Raw genomic sequence first — 20,393 nt, 5'->3', positions numbered from 1 at the left:
ACTCGTTTCTCGAGCAGGGGGAGGTCAGTCCTTGACCGCGCCGGCCGTCACGCCGGCGGCGACGTAGCGCTGGGCCAGGACGAGGATCACCGCGGCGGGCAGCGAGGCCACGACGGCGGTGGCCATGATGGCGTTCCACTCCTGGTTGTTGTTGCCGATGTAGTGGTAAATGCCGAGGGTGATCGGCTCGTGCGCCCCGCCGTTGACGAGGGTGCCGGCGAAGACGAAGTCGGACCAGGACCACAGGAACGCGAAGAGCGACACCGTGACGACGGCGTTGCGGCTCATCGGCAGGACGATCGACCAGAAGGTGCGCACCGGGCCGGCGCCGTCCGTCCGGGCCGCCTGGAGCAGTTCGCCGGGGATGCCGGACATGAACGCGGTGAAGATGAGCACCGCGAAGGGGACGGCCAGGGTGGAGTCGGCGACGATCAGCCCGGGGACGGACTGGAGCAGGCCGAGCTGGAGGTAGATGGCGTAGAAGCCCATCGCCATGATGATGCCGGGGATCATCTGCGCGGCGAGGAGGAGGAAGCTCAGCACTCCCCCGCCGCGCGGGCGCAGTTTGGCCAGGGCGTAGCCGGCCGGTGCGGACAGGGCCACGGTCAGGACGACGGTGCCCAGGCCGATGACCAGGCTGGTGCCGAGGTAGGGCAACTGTTCGTCCAGGACGGTGCGGTAGCCGGCCAGGGTGCCGTGGACGGGGAACAGGCCGGGCGGGGACTTGCGCATGTCCTGGTCGCGGGTGAAGGACACGTTCAGCATCCAGTAGACCGGGAAGAGCATGATCGCGGTCAGCAGGACGCCGACGGTCGTCTTTCCCCAGGTGCGTCGGCTCATGACAACGCCTGCTTTCGCTGGACCCGGACATGGACGAGGCCGAAGACGAGGGCGGCGACCACGAGCAGGTTGCCGACGGCCGCGCCCGGGCCGAAGGCGGGCAGCAGGTTGCCGAAGCCGAGCTGGTAGGACCAGGTGGCGAAGGTCGTGGACGAGTCCGCCGGGCCGCCCTTCGTCATGATCCAGATGATGTCGAAGACCTTGAGTGTGTAGACCAGCCCGAGGAGCAGGGTGATCGCGGAGACGGGGCGCAGCAGCGGGAAGGTGATGCTCCAGAAGCGGCGCCAGGCCCCCGCTCCGTCGAGGGCGGCCGCCTCGTACAGGCCGGACGGGATGGACTGCAGGCCGCTGTAGAGCACGACCAGGTTGAACGGGACGCCGATCCAGATGTTCGCGATGATCACCGAGGTGAGCGACCAGGAGGGCGACGTCAGCCAGTTGACGGGGTCGAGGCCGACGGCGTGCAGCGCCGCGTTGACGATGCCGGAGTCGCTGTTGAGCATCCACGACCAGGTGGAGGCCGACACGATCAGGGGCAGCAGCCAGGGGACGAGGAACAGGGCCCGCAGGGTCGCCGAGAGCCGGAAGTGCTGGTTGAAGAAGACCGCGAGGGCCAGGCCGATGGCGTACTGGAAGGCCAGGCACACGCCCGTGAAGAGCACGGTGTGGAGCAGGGCCGGAGCGAAGGTCGGGTCGTCGAAGACCTTCTGGTAGTTCTGCAGGCCGGTGAACGGCGCGTCGCCCTGGACGAAGGAGCGGACGGTGTAGTCGCGCAGGCTCAGGTCGAGGTTGCGGTAGAGCGGATAGGCGTAGAAGAGGGCGAGGTAGAGGGTCACGGGGGCGAGGAAGGCCCAGGCGGCCCACTGCGGGGAGGTGGTCCGGCGGCGTTTCGTGGTGCGGTCCGGGGGCGGGGCGGCGTGGGCCGCCCCGTTCCGGAGCCGCACGGCGCGGTGGTCCGGCGGATGGATCGTCTGCTTCATCGGGCCCACGTCACTTGACCGCGGCCTGCGCGGAACTCAGCGCGTCCTCGGGCGACTTGGATCCGCTGAGCGCGGACTGCACGGCCTTCCACATCTGCTCGGAGATCTTGGGGTACTTGGTGCCCAGGTCGTCGCTGGTGCGGCCCTTGGCCGCCTTGACCGCGTCGACCCACGGCTTGAGTGCGGGGTCGGCCGCCACCTGCTTCCTCCGGACCTCTTCGGTGGGCGCGACGTAGGAGAGGGTGGTGTCGGTGTCGTACAGGTTGGTCGTGCTGGTCAGGCAGGTGGTGAGCTTGTTCGTGGTGGCGTAGCGGGCGGTGTCGCTCTGGACGGGGACGGTGACGAACTCGCCGCCGGTCGGGGCGGCGGCGGCACCTCCGCCGGAGGCGGGGACGGGCAGGACGCCGTAGTCGAAGCCCGCCTTCTTGGCCGCCGCGAGCTGCCAGGTGCCGTTCTCCGCGAACGCGTAGTCGCCGGTCGCGAACTCCTGCCAGCTGGTGGTCTGGGTGTTGTTGAGCACGGAGTTGGGGGCGTACCCCTTGGCCAGCCAGTCCTTCCACAGGGACAGCGCGGAGACGGCCTGGGCGGAGTCGAGCTCGGTCAGCTTCGCGCCGGAGCCCCAGAACCACGGCAGGAACTGGAAGCTGCCCTCCTCGGTGCCGATCGCGGAGAAGGTGATGCCCTTCTTGCCGGCCTTCTCGACCTTGTCCAGGGCTGCCGTCAGCGACTTCCAGTCCTTCACGGAGGCGATGTCGACGCCGGCCTCCTTCAGGACCTTCTTGTTGTAGTAGAGCGCGAGGGTGTTGGCGCCGATGGGGGTGCCGTAGGTCTTGCCTCCCGACTGGCCTGCGGCGAGGAGGTTGGGGTCCACGGCGGAGGTGTCGAGCTTGTTGTCGTCGGTCGTGGTGAGGACGCCCGCCTCGGCGAGGGTCGACACCACCGGGTTGTCGACGATGAGAATGTCCGGGGAGTTGCCCTGCTGGGCCGCCAGCAGCGTCTTGTTGGCGAGGTCGCTGGTGTCGAAGCCGGTCCGCTTGACCTTCACGCCGGCCTTGGCGCCGCAGGCGTCCAGCAGCTTCACCCACGCCGAGCCCTTGGCGAACTGCGGGTAGGGGTCCCAGATGGTGTACGTGCCGCTGTCCGCGCCCTTCGTGCCGGTGCTGCCCGAACCGGAGGAGCAGGCCGTGCCGGCGGCGGCGAGGACGGTCGACAGGGCCACTGCGGCGAGGCGCCGCCTGGAGGAGCTGTGCATCGCGGGTTCCTTCGTTCTTGGCACAGGGGTGCCGTGGCAGGGGCGATGTGGGGGAAGCGGGCATGCCGGAGGGAGGCGGTGAGGGGGATGGCGTGCTCGGAGGAGGTGGGAGAGGAAGCAGCGGGTCAGGGGGCCAGGGTCAGGGCCGCGGGGTGCCGGCGGCGGGCCCGGTACTGGCCCGCAGCGAGATGGGGGGTGTCAGCAGGTGGTGCCGGGCGGGGGCGCCGGGCTGGTCGAGCCGCTCCACCAGCAGTTCGACGGCGCGCCGGCCCATGTCCTCCGCCGGTACGTCCGCCGCGGTGAGCTGCGGGGTGACCGTCTCCGCCCACCGGCTCGCCACCACTCCGGTGACGGAGAAGTCGCGCGGCACATGGCGGCCGGCCCGGGCCAGCCCCCGGTACAGGCCGCCCAGCGCGGCCTCGTTCAGCGTGACCAGGGCGGTGGTCTCCGGGTCGTCGCGCAGGATCCGCTCCAGGCAGGCCTGGCCCGAGGCGGCGTCGTCCCCGCAGCAGTACGTCCGCACCGTCAGCCCGCGCTCGGCCGCGGCCTTGGTGAAGCCGTCCAGGCCCCGGTGCGCCGACTCGTATCCGGCCTTCAGCAGCTGCTCCGGCCGGTTGACGAAGGCGACTCTGCGGTGGCCCAGGTCCGCGAGATGGTGGACGCACGCCGCCGCCAGCGCCGTGTGGTCAAGACTCACCCACCAGCCGCTCTCCGGATGGGCGGTGCGGCCGATGGCGACCGCCGGGAAGTCCAGCTCGGCCAGGTGCTCGACCCGGTCGTCCTCCAGCCTGATCTCCATCAGGATGGCGCCGTCGACCCGCCGCTCCCCCAGCAGCCGCTGGAACGAGCGGTCGCTGTCCACGCCGCTGGGTGACAGCAGCACGTCGTAGTCGTAGGCCGCGGCGGCCTCCACGACACTGCCGATGAAGTCCAGCTGCATTCCGGTGTAGTGGTTTCCGGCCGGCGGGAAGACGAGGCCGATCGTGCTGGTCCGCCCGTTGGCCAGGGCGCGGGCGCTGGCGCTGGGCTGGTAGCCCAGCTCGTCGACGACCTGCTGGATCTTCCGGCGGGTGTCCTCCGAGACCGGGCGCTTGCCGCTCAGCGCGTAGGACACGGTGCTGCGCGAGACACCGGCACGCTTGGCGATCTCACCGATGTTCACGGCAACTCCTAGCTCGTCGAACCGGTTCGCTTGGCAGGAACGTAGGAACTGCCCGGACTCCTGTCAACACCCGGACCGCATCTCCCTGCTCAATCGGCTGTCCCGTCGAAATGCTCGTGTCGCAGGGATTGCTGGCCGGAAGTCCCGGTGCTAGCTTCGCGAACCGGTTCGACACAGCGTTCCCTTCAGGCAGCGGCGGGGCAGACCCTCATGCCCCCATCCGCGGAGCCGCCGTACCCGCCACTCGACACATGCCCCCTGCTCCTTCGCACCCCCTGAATCGAACCGGTTCGACAGGTGCGACCGGCGGGCCGACCACAACCACTGCTCGTCGAAGCGACGACACGACGACTGAGGACGCCATCCATGCCATCCGCTGACAGATTCACGCGGCGCCGGGCCCCGGCCGCCGTGGCGCTGACCATCGGGGCGGGCCTGCTGGCCGCACCGGCCGCCCCCGCGCAGGCCGCCGAGGCACCCCGGCCCGCCGCCCACTACTCCTTCGACCAGGACGACCTGGCCTCCGGGAAGATCACGGACAGCTCGGGCAACGGCCTGACGGCGACGCTCGTGAACGGCTCCACCGCCGGTTCGGTCGACGGCACGGCCGGAGGCAAGGCGCTGTCCCTGCCCGGCGGCGCGCCGGCCTCCGACGGCGCGTACGTCCGCCTCCCCCGCCAAGTGCTCGCCGGGACGACCGACCTGACCGTCTCCGCCCGCGTGAAATGGAGCGGTGACAAGTCGCCCTGGCAGCGGATCTTCGACCTGGGCACGGACACCACCAAGTACCTCTTCAGCACTCCCTACAACGGCAGCGGACTGTTCCAGACCTCCGTGACCACCGGCGGCGGAGGCGCGGAGACCCAGGTCCGCGGCTACGCGAGCCTGCCCGCGAACGAGTGGCGGACGGTCACCGTCACCCTCGACACCGCCGCCGGCCGGCTCACCACCTACCTCGACGGCGTGGCGGTCTCCTCCTCCGCGACCGGCATCAAGGCCGGGGACCTGCTGGACGGTTCGGCCACCGCCGCCGGCTACATCGGCAAGTCCCTCTACCCGGACCCGCTGCTCAAGGGCGCGATCGACGACTTCACCGTGTGGCACGCGGCACTGAGCCCCGAGCAGGTGGCCGGTACGGTCGGTGCCGTGCCGACCGTCCAGGAGCTCTCACGGACGTCCTTCGACGTCCGAACCACCACCGGGACCGCCCCGTCCCTGCCCGCCGCCGTCCGCTCCTCCTTCTCCGACGGCTACGACCGGGACACCCCCGTCACCTGGGACGCCGTCCCCTCCGGCAAGTACGCCGCGCCGGGCACCTTCCCGGTCGCCGGGACCGCGGCCGGGCAGGCGGTGAAGGCCACCGTCACCGTGGTCCGCGAGGGGCAGCTCACCGTCGACCTCGGCTCGAACACCGGCGCGTTCCACGGCGGCGCCTCCGGCACCCTCTACGGCGTGTACGGGCCGGACGTCCCCACCAACAACCTCATGGAGGGCATGGGCCTGCGCACGGTCTCCACCAAGGCGCAGGACGGCCCGCAACACCCCGGCGCCGACGCCCTGGAGGTGGTCGAGCCGCTGGCCGACTCCACCGACGGTGATGTGTACATCTACATGACCGACATCCACCGCGGCTTCCCCTACCAGTGGCCGGGCGACACACCCGCGGAGAAGATCAAGCTCTACAAGGAGAAGATCGCCGAGCAGGTCGACCAGGTGCTGAAGCTGCCGGAGCAGTACCGGGACAACATCGTCTTCGTGCCGTTCAACGAGCCCGAGGGCAACATGTTCGGCACCGGCGAGTGGAGCTACGACAAGGTCAGCTGGCTCAACGACCCCGACGCCTTCTTCGCCGCCTGGGACGACGCGTACAAGCTCATCAAGGGCAAGATGCCCGACGCGCGCATCGCCGGGCCCAACACCAGCGTCCTCTACGACCAGGTGAAGGGCTTCCTCAGCCACACCCTGACCGCCGGCACCCTTCCGCAGGTCATCACCTGGCACGAACTGAGCCACCCGGAGGCGGTGCGCCAGAGCGTCGCCAAGTACCGGGCCTGGGAGAAGGACCTGTTCAAGGGCACCGACCGGGAAGGCACCCAACTCCCCATCAACATCAACGAGTACGCCTTCAACTACCACACCTCCGTGCCCGGCCAGATGATCCAGTGGGTGTCCGCGATCGAGGAGTCCAAGGTCGACGCCGACATCGCGTACTGGAACATCGACGGCAACCTGTCCGACTCCGCGGTGCAGTCCAATCGGGGCAACGGCCAGTGGTGGCTGCTCAACTCGTACGCCTCGATGAGCGGCCACACCGTGAAGGTGACCCCGCCGTTCCCCGGCGAGAACTACACCATGCAGGGCGTCGCCACCCTCGACGAGAAGAGGAAGCAGTCCCGGTTGCTCTTCGGCGGCTCCACCGGCAAGGGGCACATCACCTTCGCGGGCGTCCCGAAGAAGGTCTTCGGCACGCGCGTGCACGCCTGGGTGCGGGAGATCGAGTGGAGCGGGCAGGTCGGCGACTCGTCCGGCCCGAAACTCCTCGCCGAGACCGACCTGAAGGTCGGTGACGACGGCACGGTCGTCCTCGACTTCGGCGACGGGGCCCTGCCGAAGCTCAAGGAGTCCTCGGCCTACGAGGTCGTCCTCAGCCCGGCCGGCGAGGCGAAGGGCACGCAGTCCCCGCCGGTGCGCTGGCAGTCCTCGTACGAGGCGGAGGACGCCGCGCACACCGGCTCCGGCTGGTCGAAGAACGGCCCGGAGGGCTCGCCGCGTGACGTGTCGAAGTTCTACACCTCCGGCGGCTACGACGTCGGCGGGCTGCGCACCGGCTCGGACGTCGCACTCGACTTCACCGTGGACGTGCCCGAGGACGGCAGCTACGACCTGAGCGTCTTCGCCAACTCCCTCAACACCTTCGACAAGGTCAAAGAGCAGGGCCCCACCAACGTCTTCCTGCGCGTGGACGGCAAGGCCGGCAGCGAGCAGGAACTGCACCTGCCGCTCGGCTACAAGTGGGTCGTCTGGGACCACACCGACACCACGGTCGAGCTGACCAAGGGCAAGCACACCCTGACGCTGGCCGCGAAGAGCGCCGACGGCAAGCGCGCCACGAAGGGGGACGCCATCGTCGACCGTCTCACCCTCTCGCTCCCCCGCGCTTCGGCGGACACGCAGGTGTACGAGGGTGAGCTGGCCTGGCCGGCCGGCGGGGCGCGTCCGGTCTACGACCTTCCGAAGCCGGCGGCCACCGGCTCGGGCGCGGTCCGCCTCGCGAAGGGCCAGAGCGCGACGTTCTGGGTCTACTCGCCGGCCGACCGCGAGGCCACGCTGGAGGTCGACACCCTCGCCGGCACGGGCGCCCGGCTCTCCGTGAACGGCCACGACGTCCTGCGCCTGGCCAAGGGCCGGAGCCGTGCGGCGGTCTCCCTCTCCGGCGGTGTCAACAAGGTGACCGTGACGGGAGGCGCTTCCACCACCCTCGTCGACCGCCTCACGGTCACACCGACCGAGGGCACGTTGCCGGTGCGCACCTACGAGGCCGGGGACGCCACGCTGGCCGGCTCGGCCGCGCTCGCCCCGCTCTCCCTCGCCACCGGCGGCACGGCGATCACGGGCATCGGCGGGGCCCCCGGCAACGACAACACCGCGACGTTCACCGTCACGGCCGACCGGGCCGGCCTGTACGCCCTGCGCATCCGCTACTCCAACCCGGAGCAGTCCGAGGCCACCCACTACAACCCCGACCCGCTCGCCCGTCACGCCGACATCAGTGTCAACGGCGGCACGGCGCGTCGGGTCGGCTTCCCGCACAGCTTCCACCAGAACAACTTCTGGGAGCTCACCGTCCCGGTGCAGCTGAAGAAGGGGAAGAACACGGTCGGCTTCCGCTCCGAGGAGCTGCCGAACTTCGACGGCACCACCTACGCCTCGGACACCTTCCCGGGCGTGCTGCTCCGCTCCCGTCACGCACCGCTGATCGACCGGATCACGGTAGCGCCGTACGCGCGAGAGGTGCGATGAACCGCTGACGCGTGGCGCCCGGGCCCGTCCCCTCGGCGGTCCCGGGCGCCGCGCCGCTATGCCGAGGCCGCACCCGTCAGGGCGAGGAACTCGCCGCGGGAGCGGGAATCGGAGCGCAGCAGGCCGCGGCTACCTCGACGCCCTCGAGGTCAGCGGTGTCCAGGCGGTCCTGGCGCCGGAGCCCGGGGAATGCCGTGTCCGGCTGGGCTCCGGCGACACCGGGCCCGCCGGCGGGACGCCCGAGAGCGACTGAGGATCCTCGTCGCCGCACGTCCGGAAGGGACGGCGAGCGAGCCGCCAGTGGGTCTCCTGCGGTTGCCGCGAGTCTCGCGCCGGGTTACGACGTGATGACCGCGCGTCAACCGGGAGCGCAGTGACCCGAGGGAGAAATCACATGGCAGTGGAGATCAAGCCTCTGATGAAACCCTCACGGCTCAGACGCCGCGCGGGGCTGGCGGGCGAGTGCCTGGCGGAGTTCGTCGGGACGTTCGTCCTCATCTCCTTCGGATGCGGCGTGGTGGCGATGACCGTGGCAGCGCTGCCCGGCTCGGGGCGCACCGAGGGGCCCACCGTCTTCTTCCTCGGTGCCGGGGACTGGCTGCTGATCACCTGGGGCTGGGCCATGGCCGTGATCCTCGGCATCTATGTGGCCGGCGGCGTCAGCGGAGCGCACATCAACCCGGCGGTGACCCTGGCGTTCGCCGTCCGCCGCAAGTTCCCCTGGGTCAAGGTGGTGCCCTACTGGGTGGCCCAGGTGCTCGGCGCCCTGGCCGGGGCCGCCCTGGTCTACGCCGTGTACCACGACGCCATCAACGCCTTCGACGACGCCATGCAGGGGCCCAAGACGAACGGGCACACCCTCGCCTCGTTCTCGATCTTCGCCACGTTCCCGGCGCCGTACTTCAACGGCGGGATCTGGGGCCCCCTGGTCGACCAGATCGTCGGCACCGCCTTCCTGGTCATGCTGGTGGTGGCGATCATCGACCTGCGCAACACGGCCGTGAAGGCGAACCTCGGCCCGCTGGTCATCGGTTTCGTCGTGGCGGCCATCGGCATGTCCTTCGGGGCGAACGCGGGGTACGCCATCAACCCGGCCCGTGACTTCGGCCCGCGGCTGTTCACCTGGATGGCGGGATGGCAGGACCTGGCGTTTCCGGGCAGCTTGTCCGGGGCGTTCAGCAGCTACTGGTGGATCCCGATCGTCGGGCCGCTCGTCGGCGGCGTGATCGGCGTACTGGTGTACGACCTGTTCATCGGCGACGTGCTCCACGTCCGCGCACAGCAGGGCGAGCAACCGGAGCCCGGGCGGACGCGCCCCACCACGTCCGACGACGAGTGACCCAGCAGCGGCCACGGCCGGGGAGACAGCCGATGCCAGATTCCTCGGGGCATCCGCGCCCACAAGCGGTGCGGATCGCCTGCCGAACGGGTGAACCGGCCCAGGGCAGGCCGGTATCGGATGGTGGAGCGGTCCATGACTGACCCGGAGGAGCTGCCCGGCGCGGCCGACGCTCCCGTTCCTCGGATCCTGTGCAACACCGAGTCGCTCGCAGCGACCGACCCGGCCTCGACCGGCGCCCTGTGGCGACTGGCCGAGCCCGGCCGGCAGTTGGACGCCAACCTCATCCGCATCCCGCCCCGGACGTCCATCGACGCCCACGCCGAACCCGACCTCGACGTACTGCTGCTGGTCGTCGCCGGTGACGGCACTCTCGGCTCCACGGCCGGGCCGAGCCGGGTGGAGTCCGGCAGCCTGGTCTGGCTGCCGCACGGCAGCGTCCGCAGCGTGACCGCGGGCGAGAGCGGCCTGTCGTACGTGACGGTTCACCGCCGCCGGCCCGGCATGCAGATCAAGGGCCGTCCCGGCGCGTGAGGGCCCCTCTCGGGCACGCAGAGCGCGGCAGGTGTTCGAGTTGCCCAACGCCGCGCCGAACGCCTGCAAGCTGTCAGGCAGGGCGGTGTCGCAGGCGGTTGGCGACCAGAGGTGCGGAATCAGTCCAGGCCGGTCCCCCAGGCCGTCAGCGCGGCGAAGTCGTCGGCGGTCAAGCCGCATCGGGGGTCGACCCTGTGCAGTAGGGCGGGGCCGTCGTGGTGGTCCTTCACCCAGGTGCGATCCGTCTCTGTGATCTCCTCGTCGGCCCATGCCCCCGCAGCGGCTTCAACGGCTTCTTCGGCAGGCCCCACTCAGTCAGCCGGCGCCGCTCGGCGGCTGCCCACCGAGGCGTCGGCATCCGGTGCGTCCTGAAGCGGACGGCCCGTCACGAGTATTGACGGTGGTACTGCGCGGCCCCTACGGTCCCATCCGGCAACACGAACGTCGTTCGGTATATCGATCGACGCGGTGAAGAACAGCTCCCTCCGGCAGCTGGAAGGACGAGCCGCCCATGCCTTTCCTGCCTGCTCCGCAACGCCTCACGCGGCGGGTGCGTGCCACGCATCCCGGCTCCTCCTGATCGGCCTTCCGAACCCCGCACGAGGCAGCGGCGGTTCGCCCCTCCCCCGCGCGCCCCCCTTGGAGAAACAGATGAGCCCGAACCCCCACCTCTCCCGCCGCGGTCTCCTCGGCATGACCGCCGCCGTGCCGCTCGCCCTGACCCTCGGCACCGGCACCGCGCACGCCGCCGATTCGGCGTACGCCATGGTCTACTTCACGGAGTCGACCAAACTCGGCGACGGCACGGACTACGGCCTGCACCTCGCCGTCAGCCCCGACGGGCTCCACTGGACGCCCCTCAACCAGAACAACCCCCTGGTCACCCCCACCGCGGGTGCGCTCGGGCTGCGCGATCCGTTCCTGATGCGCAAGCAGGACGGCACGTTCGTCGTGCTCGCCACCGACCTCAAGGGCACCGACTGGAACTACAACAGCCAGTACATCCACGTCTGGGACTCGGCCGACCTGCGCACCTTCACCGGCTACCGGCGGCTGAAACTGCACGACATGGCCACCCACAGCTGGGCGCCGGAGGCGTTCTGGGACGCGGGCCGGCGGCAGTACGCGGTGATCTACTCCTCGGTCAACTCCAGCGGCCACAACGTGATCATGGTCAACTACACGACCGACTTCGTGACCGCCTCCGCCCCGCAGGTCTTCTTCGACCCCGGCTACGACGTCATCGACGGCGACATGGCCGTCGGCGTGAACGGCTACAACTACCTCTACTTCAAGAAGAACCAGACGCTGGTGGGCGCCAGATCCACCTCCCTGAACCCGGGCAGCTTCACCGAGTTCAGCACCGGCGTGGCGCACGGCGGCACCGAGGCACCGACCCTGGTGAAGTCCCTGACGTCCGGCACCTGGTGGCTGTGGGGCGACACCTACACACCCAATGGCGTCTTCTACGCCTGGCAGTCAGGCAACCTCGCCTCCGGCACCTGGACGGCCCTCGACCAGAAGAGCTACACCCAGCCGGTCAACTCCAAGCACTGCGGCATCGCGACGATCACCACCGCCGAGTACGACAACCTGCTCGCGAAGTGGGGCGCTCCGGCCTGGAACCGGCTCAAGTCCTACAACTTCCCGGCCCGTTACGTCCGCCACGCCGACTACCTGGGCCGTATCGACGAGTACCCGATCGAGCCGTACAAGGACTCCCTGTGGACCCTGGTCCCGGGACTCGCCGACAGTGCGGGGGTCTCCTTCCGGTCCGTCAACTACCCGACCCGCTACCTGCGGCACTACAACTACGCGCTCCGCCTCGACGCCAACGACGGCACGTCGACGTTCGCCGCGGACGCGACCTTCCACCGCACGGCGGGCCTGGCGGACGCGAGCTGGTCCTCGTTCCGCTCGCACAACAACCCGACCCGCTACATCCGCCACGCCGACTACGCGCTGCGCATCGACCTGATCTCCACGACGACCGACCGGCAGGACGCGACCTTCCGCGTCGGCTACTGAGCGGAACACAGCAGACACCGGAACCAGGTCGTTCAGGTCATGTCCGAGCCGTGCAGCAGGAGTTGGGCCACAGCCATGCCCGCCACGACGACAGCTGCCCGGAACGGCCACCGGCTGCGGACGTCGCAGGGCAGGGCCGTGCCCGCGATCGCCACGGCGGCGGCCGCCCCCGCCAGCGCCCGACCCGGCCACCGCGCTTCTCCGGGCGGGCCGCCGACGAGCACGCACACGGCGGCCAGCATCGCGGCCGGGGCCAGCCACCGGCAGGCTCCGCGGCCCAGCCGCTGCGGCAGCCCGCGCACACCGGTCGCGAGGTCGTCCTGGATGTCCGGAAGCACGTTGACCAGGTGGGCCCCCACCCCCAGCAGGGCCCCGGCCGTCACCGCCCACCAGGCGGGCCAGGACGGCGAGGGCAGGCCGAGGGTGACGAACGCCGGCAGCGAGCCGAAGGCGACCGCGTAGGGCAGCGGGGACAGCACCGTGCGCTTGAACAGCAGGTTGTAGCTCCAGCCGGTGGCCACCATGCCGACATGTGCCGCTCCCGCCGCGGCGCCGCTCAGCAGTGACAGCGGCACGCACAGGCCGAGGGCCGTCCCGGCCGCGACGGCCACGGCCCGGGGCGGGAGTTCACCGGTGGCCACCGGCTTGTCCCGGCGCCCGCAGATCGCGTCGCGCCGGGCGTCGGCCGCGTCGTTGCACCAGCCCACCGAGAGCTGGCCCGCCAGCACGGCGGCCGCCACCGCCGCCGAACCCGCCGTGCCCCGGCCGGCCGCGACGGCCAGCCCGGTCGCGAACACCGTCACGGCGAGCGCGGGCTCCAGGTGGCAGGAGCGCAACAACGCCGGGACGCGGCGTGTCGCTCGGGGAAGGACTTCCGGCGGGTGTAGAGACACACAGGCAGACTAAATGGACAAATGGGGCGAGAGAGGCACTATCGATATGCGTGTCCCTGTGACGGCCGAGGACGTCCACGCCCCGCCCGGCGCACTGCGCGAGAAGCCGCCGCCTCTCGAGGGGACCACCATCACGGCGGTCCGCACCGCACTGCCCGCGCACCGATACGCCCAGGACGATCTCACCGAGTCGATCGGCGATCTGTGCCTGGCTCCGGGGGCCGACCGGGCCCTGCTGCGCCGCCTGCACGCCTCCGCCGGCGTCCGCGCCCGCCACCTCGCCCTGCCGATCGAACGGTACGCCGCTCTGCGCGACTTCGGACAGGCCAACGACGCCTGGATGGCGGCCGGACTCGAGCTGGGCGAAGAGGCCCTCACCGGCGCGCTGAAAGAAGCGGGACTCGGACCGGCCGATGTCGATCTCCTGGTGTGCACCTCCGTCACCGGCATCGCGGCCCCCTCGCTCGACGCCCGGCTGGCCGGGCGCCTGGGGCTGCGGTCCGACGTCAAGAGGGTTCCGGTGTTCGGGCTGGGATGTGTGGCGGGCGCGGCCGGTCTGGCCCGGCTGCACGACTACCTGCGCGGGCATCCCGGCGGGACGGCCGTGCTGCTCACCGTCGAACTGTGCTCACTGACCCTCCAGCGGCAGGACGACTCCCAGGCCAACCTCGTGGCCGGCGCCCTGTTCGGGGACGGCGCCGCGGCACTCGTCGCGCGCAACAGCACATCCGCCGGGCCGGACGGCACCGGCCCCTCGGTGGTCGCCACGCGCAGCCATCTGTATCCGGACACGGAGCAGCTCCTCGGGTGGAGCATCGGCACCACGGGGTTTCGCGTCGTGATCGATTCCGGCATCCCCGGCATCGTGCGACGCCACTTCGGCCGGCACCTGCGCGGCTTCCTGGCCGATCACGGCCTCACCGTCGAGGACATCGGCACCTGGGTGTGCCATCCGGGAGGACCCAAGGTGCTCTCGGCTGTCGCAGACACCCTCGACCTGCCGGGAAACGCCCTGGCCAGCGCGTGGAACTCGCTGGCGGCCGTGGGGAACATGTCCTCCGTCTCCGTCCTGCACATCCTCCAGACCATCCGCGAATCCGCCCGGCCCACGCCCGGCAGCTGGGGCCTGCTCATGGCGATGGGGCCCGGATTCTGCTCCGAACTCGTCCTGCTGCGCTGGTGACCTCATGACGTGGTACGCACTTCTCCTCCTGGCCATCGCCGCCGAACGCCTCACCGAACTGGTCGTGGCCCGGCGCAACGCGTCCTGGACCCTGGCCCGCTCCGGTGTCGAGCACGGCCGCGGCCACTACCCGGCCATGGTCGCCCTGCACACCGGCCTGCTGGTGTGCTGCTTCCTCGAATCAGCCCTGGCCGACCGGCCTTTCCTGCCCGCGCTCGGCTGGACCGCGCTCGTCCTCGTGGCACTGGCCCAGGCGCTGCGCTGGTGGTGCGTGATGACGCTCGGGCCGTACTGGAACACCCGCGTCATCGTCGTACCCGGAGCACGTCTGGTCGGCAGCGGGCCCTACCGGTTCCTTCGCCATCCCAACTACGTGGCCGTCGTCGTGGAGATCGCCGCCCTGCCCCTGGTGCACGGTGCGTGGCTGAGCGCGCTGGTGTTCACCGCGGCCAACGCCTGGCTGCTCGCCGTCCGCATCCGCTGCGAGAACGCGGCCCTCGCCGGGGCCGTACCCGCATGAGCCGCACCCTCGACATGGTGATCGCCGGTGGCGGGCCCGCGGGGCTGGCGACCGCTCTGCACGCCGCCCGCGCCGGCTTCGACGTCGTCGTGGCGGAGCCCCGCCCCGCCCCGGTCGACAAGGCGTGCGGCGAGGGCCTGATGCCCGGTGCGGTACGGGCCCTCGCCGCTCTGGGCCTGGAGGTCCCCGGGCAGCCGATCACCGGTATCCGCTACGTCCAGGGATCCCGCCAGGTCCAGGCGGCCTTCCGGCACGGCCCCGGCCTCGGCACACGCCGCACCGGCCTGCACGACGCCCTGCACCGGGCCGTCACCGACGCCGGGGTGCCCGTACTGCCCCTGCACGTGAAAGAGGTACGGCAGGACGCCACCGGTGTGACCGTGCCGGGCGCGGGTCTGCGCGCCCGGTGGCTCGTGGCCGCGGACGGTTTGCACTCACCGGTGCGCCGCTCGCTCGGCCTGGAGGTGAGGACCCGGGGCGAGCCCAGATACGGACTGCGCCGGCACTACGCGGTTCCCCCGTGGGCGTCCTGCGTCGAGGTGCACTGGGGGCCCCACGGGGAGGCGTACGTCACCCCGCTTGGCCCCTCGCTCGTCGGAGTCGCACTCCTGACGTCCCGGCGGGCTCCCTTCGACACGCAACTGGCGGCCTTTCCCGAGCTGGCCGCCCGACTACCCCGGACCGCCGCCGTGACCGCGGTGCGCGGCGCGGGGCCGCTGCGCCAGCGGGCCCGCACCCGCTTTCACGGCCGGGTGCTGTTCGTCGGTGACGCCGCCGGATACATCGACGCTCTCACCGGCGAGGGGATCTCCCTCGCCCTCACCGGCGCCCGGGCCCTGGTCACGAATGTGCGCCGCGGGACACCGGGCCGCTACGAGACCGACTGGAACCGCGCCACCCGCCGCCACCGGCTGCTGACCGATCTCCTGGTGAGGACCCGTCAGCGGCCCGCGCTCGCACCGCTGATCATGCCCACCGCGGCCCGCCTGCCCCGCGTCTTCGCGGCAGCGGTGAACGCACTGGCGTAGGACTTTCCGTCGACCGTTGTCGCCGGCGCCTTTATCTCTGGCGCCGATGATCCACTGCTGGGTAGCGTGGCCCGACCATGCCGGGCGGCCGTCCGCCTCGCCTTCTCGATCCGCGCGCTTGAGACCGGAAAGTGAGCAGTCAGATGCGACCGACGTTCGTCCTGGTTCACGGGGCTTTCGCGAACTCCTTCTCCTTCGCACCGCTCCAGGCCGAACTCGGCCTCCTCGGCCACCGCTCGGTCGCCGTCGACCTGCCCGGCCACGGGTTCGCGGCCACCTATGTGCGCGCCTACCAGGCACCGCAGGACCTGGCGGGGCTCGCCACCGCACCCGGCTCGATCAAGGGGGTCACGCTCGCCGACAACGCCGCGCACCTGATCGGGATCCTGGAGCGGGCCAAGGAGAACGGTCCGGTGATCCTGGTCTCGCACAGCCGTGGCGGCGTCACGGCCACCGCCGCGGCCAACGCACGGCCGGACCTGATCGACCGCCTCGTCTACGTGGCGTCCTGGTGCCCGGTCGAGCTGGACGTCGCCGGCTACTACGCCGAGCCCGAGATGGCCACCGTCGACGTCGCTTCGCTGGGTCTTGCCGCGGCCGGGAACCCGGCCGAACTCGGCCTGCTGCGCGTCAACTTCCGCACCGCGGACCCGGACGCCCTCGCCGCGCTCAAGGCGGCCTTCCTCGCCGACGGCACCGACGAGGAGTTCCTGACCTTCCTGAACACCTTCCAGCCCGACGAGAATCTGGACGCCGGCACGTCAGCCGACCGGGCGCGGGCGGCGACCTGGGGCAGCATCCCGAAGACCTTCGTGCGTCTGGCCGACGACGCGAGTATGCCGCTCGCCCTTCAGGACCGGCTGATCCGCGAGGGCAACGCGCTGACGCCGGAGAACCCCTACGACGTCCGCACGCTCGAGGGCAGCCACCTGAAGTGGCTGACCGACCCGGCACCGGCCGCCCGGGTCCTGGGGCAACTCGCCGCTCTCACGACCGAGTGAGGCGCTCCGCGAACGGGGGCGACCAGCACCTCGAAGTCGTCTCGGATGGCGGGGTACCCGGGCTCAACGGCTGTGTGATCTGGAAGGAGGCAGTCTCGTGCGAGGAGCAGTGAGCCGGATCCTGGTGACCGGTTCCGCGGACGGGCTGGGGCGTGCGGCGGCGGAGGCGTTGCTGGCCTCGGGGCACGACGTGGTGGTGCACGCCCGGAACGAGGAGCGCGCGGCGGATCTGGGCGAGCTGTCCGACCGTGGGGCACGGACCGTGGTGGGTGACTTCGCCGACCGTGACGCCGTACGGCGGATCGCCGACGAGCTGAACGCCGCGCAGCCGCTCGACGCCGTCATCCACAACGCCGGGGTGTGGAGCGGACCGGCGGTCATGCCGGTCAACATCGTCGCGCCCTATCTGCTGACCGCCCTGCTGCGTGGGCCGCGCCGGCTGGTGTACCTGAGCAGCAACTCGCATCTCGGCGGCCGTCCGTCGCTCGACGGGGTCGACTGGCGGGGCGAGAGCGCCGGGTCGTACGCCGACAGCAAGCTCTTCGTCACGACGCTCGCGGCCGTGGTGGCCCGGCTGCGACCCGGAGTGCTGAGCAACGCCGTGGACCCCGGGTGGGTACCGACGAGGATGGGCGGCCCGAGCGCGCCGGACGACCTCGAGCTCGGCCACCAGACGCAGGAGTGGCTGGCGTCGAGCGACGAACCGGAGGCCCTGACCACCGGCGGGTACTGGTACCACGGCCGACGGTTGCAGCCGCATCGCTCCGTCCACGACGAGGCTTTCCAGGACCGTCTCGTACGGGTGCTGGCCGAGGAGACGGGAACCGCGCTCTGAGCGGGTGGCTCCCACGGCGTACGCACCGATGACGCGGCCGGTGGAGCCGCGGTCCACCGGCTCTGCGCTCCGACGAGCGCACAGCCGCGCATCCGGCAGCTCCTCACATGGGAGGGACGAGGCGGGGCACCCGTGCTTCCACCAGCCGTGGGAGCCGATCGTGCCGGTCGCCGCCGTCATCACCGTGCGCGGTGCGCAGGCCGCCGCTCCCCTGGCCGCATGACCTTATTCGACCGGCTGTACGAGCCGAGCGGGGAGCCTCGTGATGAACGCCGAAGACGCCGACAAGCTGCTGGACGGACTGACCGTGGACGACAGCCGGCGAGAGCAGCCGATCGTGCTGGACGGAGACGGGCGCCCCATCCGGACATGGCAGGAGAACTATCCGTACGACCGCAAGGTGGGCCGCAAGGAGTACGAGCGGGCCAAGCGCGTTCTGCAGATAGAGCTGCTCAAGCTCCAGCGGTGGGTCAAGGACACCGGCGCACGCGTGATCGTCGTGTGCGAGGGGCGTGACGCGGCGGGCAAGGGCGGCACGATCCAGCGGCTCATCGAGCGGCTCAACCCGCGCGGCGCACGCGTCGTCGCCCTGGACAAGCCCACCGAACGCGAGATGGGCCAGTGGTACTTCCAGCGGTACATCGCGCATCTGCCGACGGCCGGGGAGATCGTCTTCTTCGATCGCTCCTGGTACAACCGGGCCGGCGTGGAGCGCGTGATGGGCTACTGCTCCAAGGACGAGTACGAGCTGTTCCTCGACCAGTGCCCGGCCTTCGAGCGGATGCTGGTCGACGACGGTGTCCTGCTGCTGAAGTTCTGGTTCTCCGTGTCCCGCTGCGAGCAGCGCACGCGCTTCGCGATCCGGCAGGTCGACCCGGTGCGCCAGTGGAAGCTCTCCCCCACCGACCTGGCCTCGCTGGATCTCTGGGACGACTACACCGAGGCGAAGGTGGACATGTTCCGCGCCACGGACACCGCACACGCCCCCTGGACCGTCGTCAAGAGCAACGACAAGCGGCGCGCGCGGCTGGAGACCATGCGCAGCCTGCTGTCGCGCATCGACTACGCCAGCAAGGACCGCGAGGCGGTCGGCACACCCGACCCCCTCATCGTCGGCGCGGCCGACACCCTGCTGGAGCCCGGTGAGGAGGACAGCACGCTGTCGCCCACTCCGCTGTCCCCCGGTTCCGACGGGCCCGGCAACCACCCCGAGACCGGCTGACACCCCCGGGGCCCTCCCGCGGGTGCGAGAGGGCCCCGGTCCGCTTCATCATCGCTGGGCGGCAGCGCGCGTTTCCGTGCGGTGGTCGTAGTAGGCCCAGACGGTCACCGCCACCACGGCGGTGAGCCCCACCGTCAGGACCCGCACGGCGCCACTGGTCAGGTAGGCGACGAGACCGGTGAGTCCGCCTCCGAACAGCATGATCAGGCGGCTGACGAAGCGGTTCTCCGGCGGCTGGGGATCTTCCCGGTCCTTGAGGTCGTGCAGGGCGTCCTGAGCCGGATGAGCGGAACCGCGCCGGGCACGGGCGCGGTATGCCAGTGCGTAGCTGATCAGCGCGTACAGCGCGAGAGCGCCCAGGACCCAGAGCCAGACGTAGGGGTCGTCACTCGATCCACGTGCCAGGTACACGACACTTCTCCCTTCTGAAGCGGCCTCATCGGTGAGCGGAACTCAACTGCCGCTGCCGCTTTGCCGGTCGGCCCCGGAGCCGCCGGCATCGGCGGGGCGGAAGCACGCCGTCACCGTCTTGCCGTGCCGCTGGCACCTGATCCCCCACTCGTCGGCGAGCGTCCGCACGATGGCCACTCCACGGCCGGAGACCTCCCCCGGCTCCGGTTCGCGCTGGCGCGGCAGCGTCGGGTCCTCGTCGTGGACGCTCACATGGAGACAGTCGCCGTCCCATGTGAGGACCAGGTGCGCGTCACTGTGCGCGTGGATGTGCGCATTCGTGATCAGCTCGGACACGGCCAGCACGACGGCGTCCACCGTGTCCGGCTCGGCGGCGGCCCAGGGCAGGGACTCGAGCCGCCCGCGGGTCCACTCCCGCCCTGCGCGCACGCCTTCGGAGATACGGAACGAGTGCGCCCACCCCATCGCCTTCACTGCCACTGCCCCCGGTCCCCTCTCGTCCACCCGCACCAGCTCGTGCGGAACCGTGTACCCGGTCGCCGCCTCTACAGGCATGGGACGATCAGCTGGGCGGCGCAGATGTTTGTTCGTCAACGGCGGCAGCGCGGTACGCCCCTCCCCCGACCGGGCGGGCACGTCCATCGCCTTCGCCGCCGAGAGCGCCTACGCGGCCATGCTCCACCAGGCCCTGGCACCGGAGTCGTCGGCGCCGGTGTCGAGGACCGGCTTCATGAGGTCCGCGCGGGGGACGGGGCTGTACGTCGGCGGGGAAACCGCGCACGGTCACGCCGTCCTGCTCGGGCCCGCGCTCAGCCGGTCCAGGTGTGCGCTGCCGCGGCGCGAGGCCTCGGTCAGACGGTGAGCATGGCCTTGACGGCGCGACGCTCGTCCATGGCCCGGTAGGCCTCGGCGGCCTCGTCGAGCGGGACGACGAGGTCGAAGACCTTGCCGGGGTTGATCTTCCGCTGGCGGATCAGGTCGATCAACTCGGGCAGGAAGCGGCGCACCGGGGCGGGGCCGCCGTGCAGATGGACCTGGGAGAAGAAGAGTTCCTCGCCGCTGAGGGTGACGTCGTGATTGACGCCCACGAAGCGAGGACCGGCTGAAGCTCCTCACCAGTTGGGCGGCGACCGGGGCGGAGGCGG

At 70.9% G+C, this 20,393-nt stretch carries 17 protein-coding genes and 2 pseudogenes; 11 read left to right on the top strand and 8 right to left on the bottom strand.

Going from position 1 to position 20,393, the window contains the following annotated elements:
- Positions 1-24: 24 nt before the first annotated feature.
- The 4 genes from ACIRDU_RS37565 to ACIRDU_RS37550 form a co-directional block, all read right to left on the bottom strand.
- Positions 25-840, bottom strand: coding sequence for a carbohydrate ABC transporter permease (locus ACIRDU_RS37565; protein ID WP_403588523.1), 816 nt, complete (start codon positions 838-840; stop codon positions 25-27).
- Positions 837-1,820, bottom strand: coding sequence for a carbohydrate ABC transporter permease (locus ACIRDU_RS37560; protein ID WP_403588521.1), 984 nt, complete (start codon positions 1,818-1,820; stop codon positions 837-839). The genes ACIRDU_RS37565 and ACIRDU_RS37560 overlap by 4 nt, the downstream gene beginning before the upstream one ends.
- Positions 1,821-1,830: 10 nt before the next feature.
- Positions 1,831-3,072, bottom strand: coding sequence for an extracellular solute-binding protein (locus ACIRDU_RS37555; RefSeq protein ID WP_403588519.1), 1,242 nt, complete (start codon positions 3,070-3,072; stop codon positions 1,831-1,833).
- 139 nt (positions 3,073-3,211) lie between these two features.
- Positions 3,212-4,234, bottom strand: coding sequence for a LacI family DNA-binding transcriptional regulator (locus ACIRDU_RS37550; protein WP_403588517.1), 1,023 nt, complete (start codon positions 4,232-4,234; stop codon positions 3,212-3,214).
- 366 nt (positions 4,235-4,600) lie between these two features.
- On the opposite strand from ACIRDU_RS37550, the gene ACIRDU_RS37545 reads away from it, so the two are divergent.
- From ACIRDU_RS37545 to ACIRDU_RS37530, 4 genes are all read left to right on the top strand, one after another.
- Positions 4,601-8,254: a LamG-like jellyroll fold domain-containing protein gene (locus ACIRDU_RS37545; protein ID WP_403588515.1), complete on the top strand. Its 3,654-nt coding sequence runs from the start codon at positions 4,601-4,603 to the stop codon at positions 8,252-8,254.
- Between the two features lie 394 nt (positions 8,255-8,648).
- Entirely contained in the window at positions 8,649-9,593 is a 945-nt protein-coding gene (locus tag ACIRDU_RS37540) for an MIP/aquaporin family protein (protein ID WP_403588513.1), read from the top strand.
- A 135-nt stretch (positions 9,594-9,728) separates the two neighbouring features.
- On the top strand, positions 9,729-10,127 hold the full coding sequence (locus ACIRDU_RS37535) for a hypothetical protein (RefSeq protein ID WP_403588512.1): 399 nt from the start codon (positions 9,729-9,731) through the stop codon (positions 10,125-10,127).
- A 651-nt stretch (positions 10,128-10,778) separates the two neighbouring features.
- Positions 10,779-12,155, top strand: a complete 1,377-nt coding sequence (locus ACIRDU_RS37530; protein WP_403588511.1) for a glycoside hydrolase family 43 protein — start codon at positions 10,779-10,781, stop codon at positions 12,153-12,155.
- Between the two features lie 32 nt (positions 12,156-12,187).
- Here ACIRDU_RS37530 and ACIRDU_RS37525 read toward each other — a convergent pair whose 3' ends face one another.
- Positions 12,188-13,048 carry a UbiA family prenyltransferase gene (locus ACIRDU_RS37525; protein ID WP_403588510.1) on the bottom strand — a complete coding sequence of 287 codons (861 nt, stop codon included), beginning with the start codon at positions 13,046-13,048 and terminating at the stop codon, positions 12,188-12,190.
- A 46-nt stretch (positions 13,049-13,094) separates the two neighbouring features.
- Here ACIRDU_RS37525 and ACIRDU_RS37520 point away from each other — a divergent pair, with 46 nt between their 5' ends.
- The 6 genes from ACIRDU_RS37520 (at position 13,095) to ppk2 (ending at position 18,837) form a co-directional block, all read left to right on the top strand.
- Entirely contained in the window at positions 13,095-14,231 is a 1,137-nt protein-coding gene (locus ACIRDU_RS37520; RefSeq protein WP_403588508.1) for a type III polyketide synthase, read from the top strand.
- Positions 14,232-14,235: 4 nt separating this feature from the next.
- The gene (locus ACIRDU_RS37515) at positions 14,236-14,751 is read left to right on the top strand and encodes an isoprenylcysteine carboxyl methyltransferase family protein (RefSeq protein ID WP_403588506.1); all 516 of its coding nucleotides are present in this window, start codon (positions 14,236-14,238) and stop codon (positions 14,749-14,751) included.
- Positions 14,748-15,779 (top strand): NAD(P)/FAD-dependent oxidoreductase, encoded by a 1,032-nt coding sequence (locus ACIRDU_RS37510; protein ID WP_403588504.1) that lies wholly within the window; start codon positions 14,748-14,750, stop codon positions 15,777-15,779. Before ACIRDU_RS37515 ends, ACIRDU_RS37510 begins: the two co-directional genes overlap by 4 nt.
- Positions 15,780-15,922: 143 nt before the next feature.
- Positions 15,923-16,780 carry an alpha/beta hydrolase gene (locus ACIRDU_RS37505; RefSeq protein ID WP_403588502.1) on the top strand — a complete coding sequence of 286 codons (858 nt, stop codon included), beginning with the start codon at positions 15,923-15,925 and terminating at the stop codon, positions 16,778-16,780.
- 109 nt (positions 16,781-16,889) lie between these two features.
- Positions 16,890-17,615, top strand: coding sequence for an SDR family NAD(P)-dependent oxidoreductase (locus tag ACIRDU_RS37500; RefSeq protein WP_403588548.1), 726 nt, complete (start codon positions 16,890-16,892; stop codon positions 17,613-17,615).
- 265 nt (positions 17,616-17,880) lie between these two features.
- Complete coding sequence (ppk2, locus tag ACIRDU_RS37495; RefSeq protein WP_403588500.1) at positions 17,881-18,837, top strand: polyphosphate kinase 2; 957 nt, start codon at positions 17,881-17,883, stop codon at positions 18,835-18,837.
- A gap of 48 nt (positions 18,838-18,885) precedes the next feature.
- On the opposite strand, the gene ACIRDU_RS37490 is transcribed toward ppk2, so the two are convergent.
- Positions 18,886-19,248 (bottom strand): hypothetical protein, encoded by a 363-nt coding sequence (locus ACIRDU_RS37490; protein WP_403588498.1) that lies wholly within the window; start codon positions 19,246-19,248, stop codon positions 18,886-18,888.
- A gap of 42 nt (positions 19,249-19,290) precedes the next feature.
- Complete coding sequence (locus tag ACIRDU_RS37485) at positions 19,291-19,728, bottom strand: ATP-binding protein (protein ID WP_403588496.1); 438 nt, start codon at positions 19,726-19,728, stop codon at positions 19,291-19,293.
- Between ACIRDU_RS37485 and ACIRDU_RS37480 the strand changes: the two are divergent.
- A pseudogene (locus tag ACIRDU_RS37480) lies at positions 19,709-19,951 on the top strand (hypothetical protein); the annotation flags it as partial. The gene ACIRDU_RS37485 and the pseudogene ACIRDU_RS37480 sit on opposite strands and share 20 nt — an antisense overlap.
- Before the next feature lie 148 nt (positions 19,952-20,099).
- On the opposite strand, the pseudogene ACIRDU_RS37475 reads toward ACIRDU_RS37480, so the two are convergent.
- Positions 20,100-20,339, bottom strand: a pseudogene (locus tag ACIRDU_RS37475) (IMP dehydrogenase); the annotation flags it as partial.
- Positions 20,340-20,393 lie beyond the last annotated feature (54 nt).

The organism is Streptomyces sp. NPDC093598 (assembly GCF_044764825.1).
In the GTDB taxonomy this organism is placed as follows: domain Bacteria; phylum Actinomycetota; class Actinomycetes; order Streptomycetales; family Streptomycetaceae; genus Streptomyces.
The sequence above is the reverse complement of the archived record's forward strand: the minus strand, read 5'-3'. Positions and strand labels throughout refer to the sequence as shown.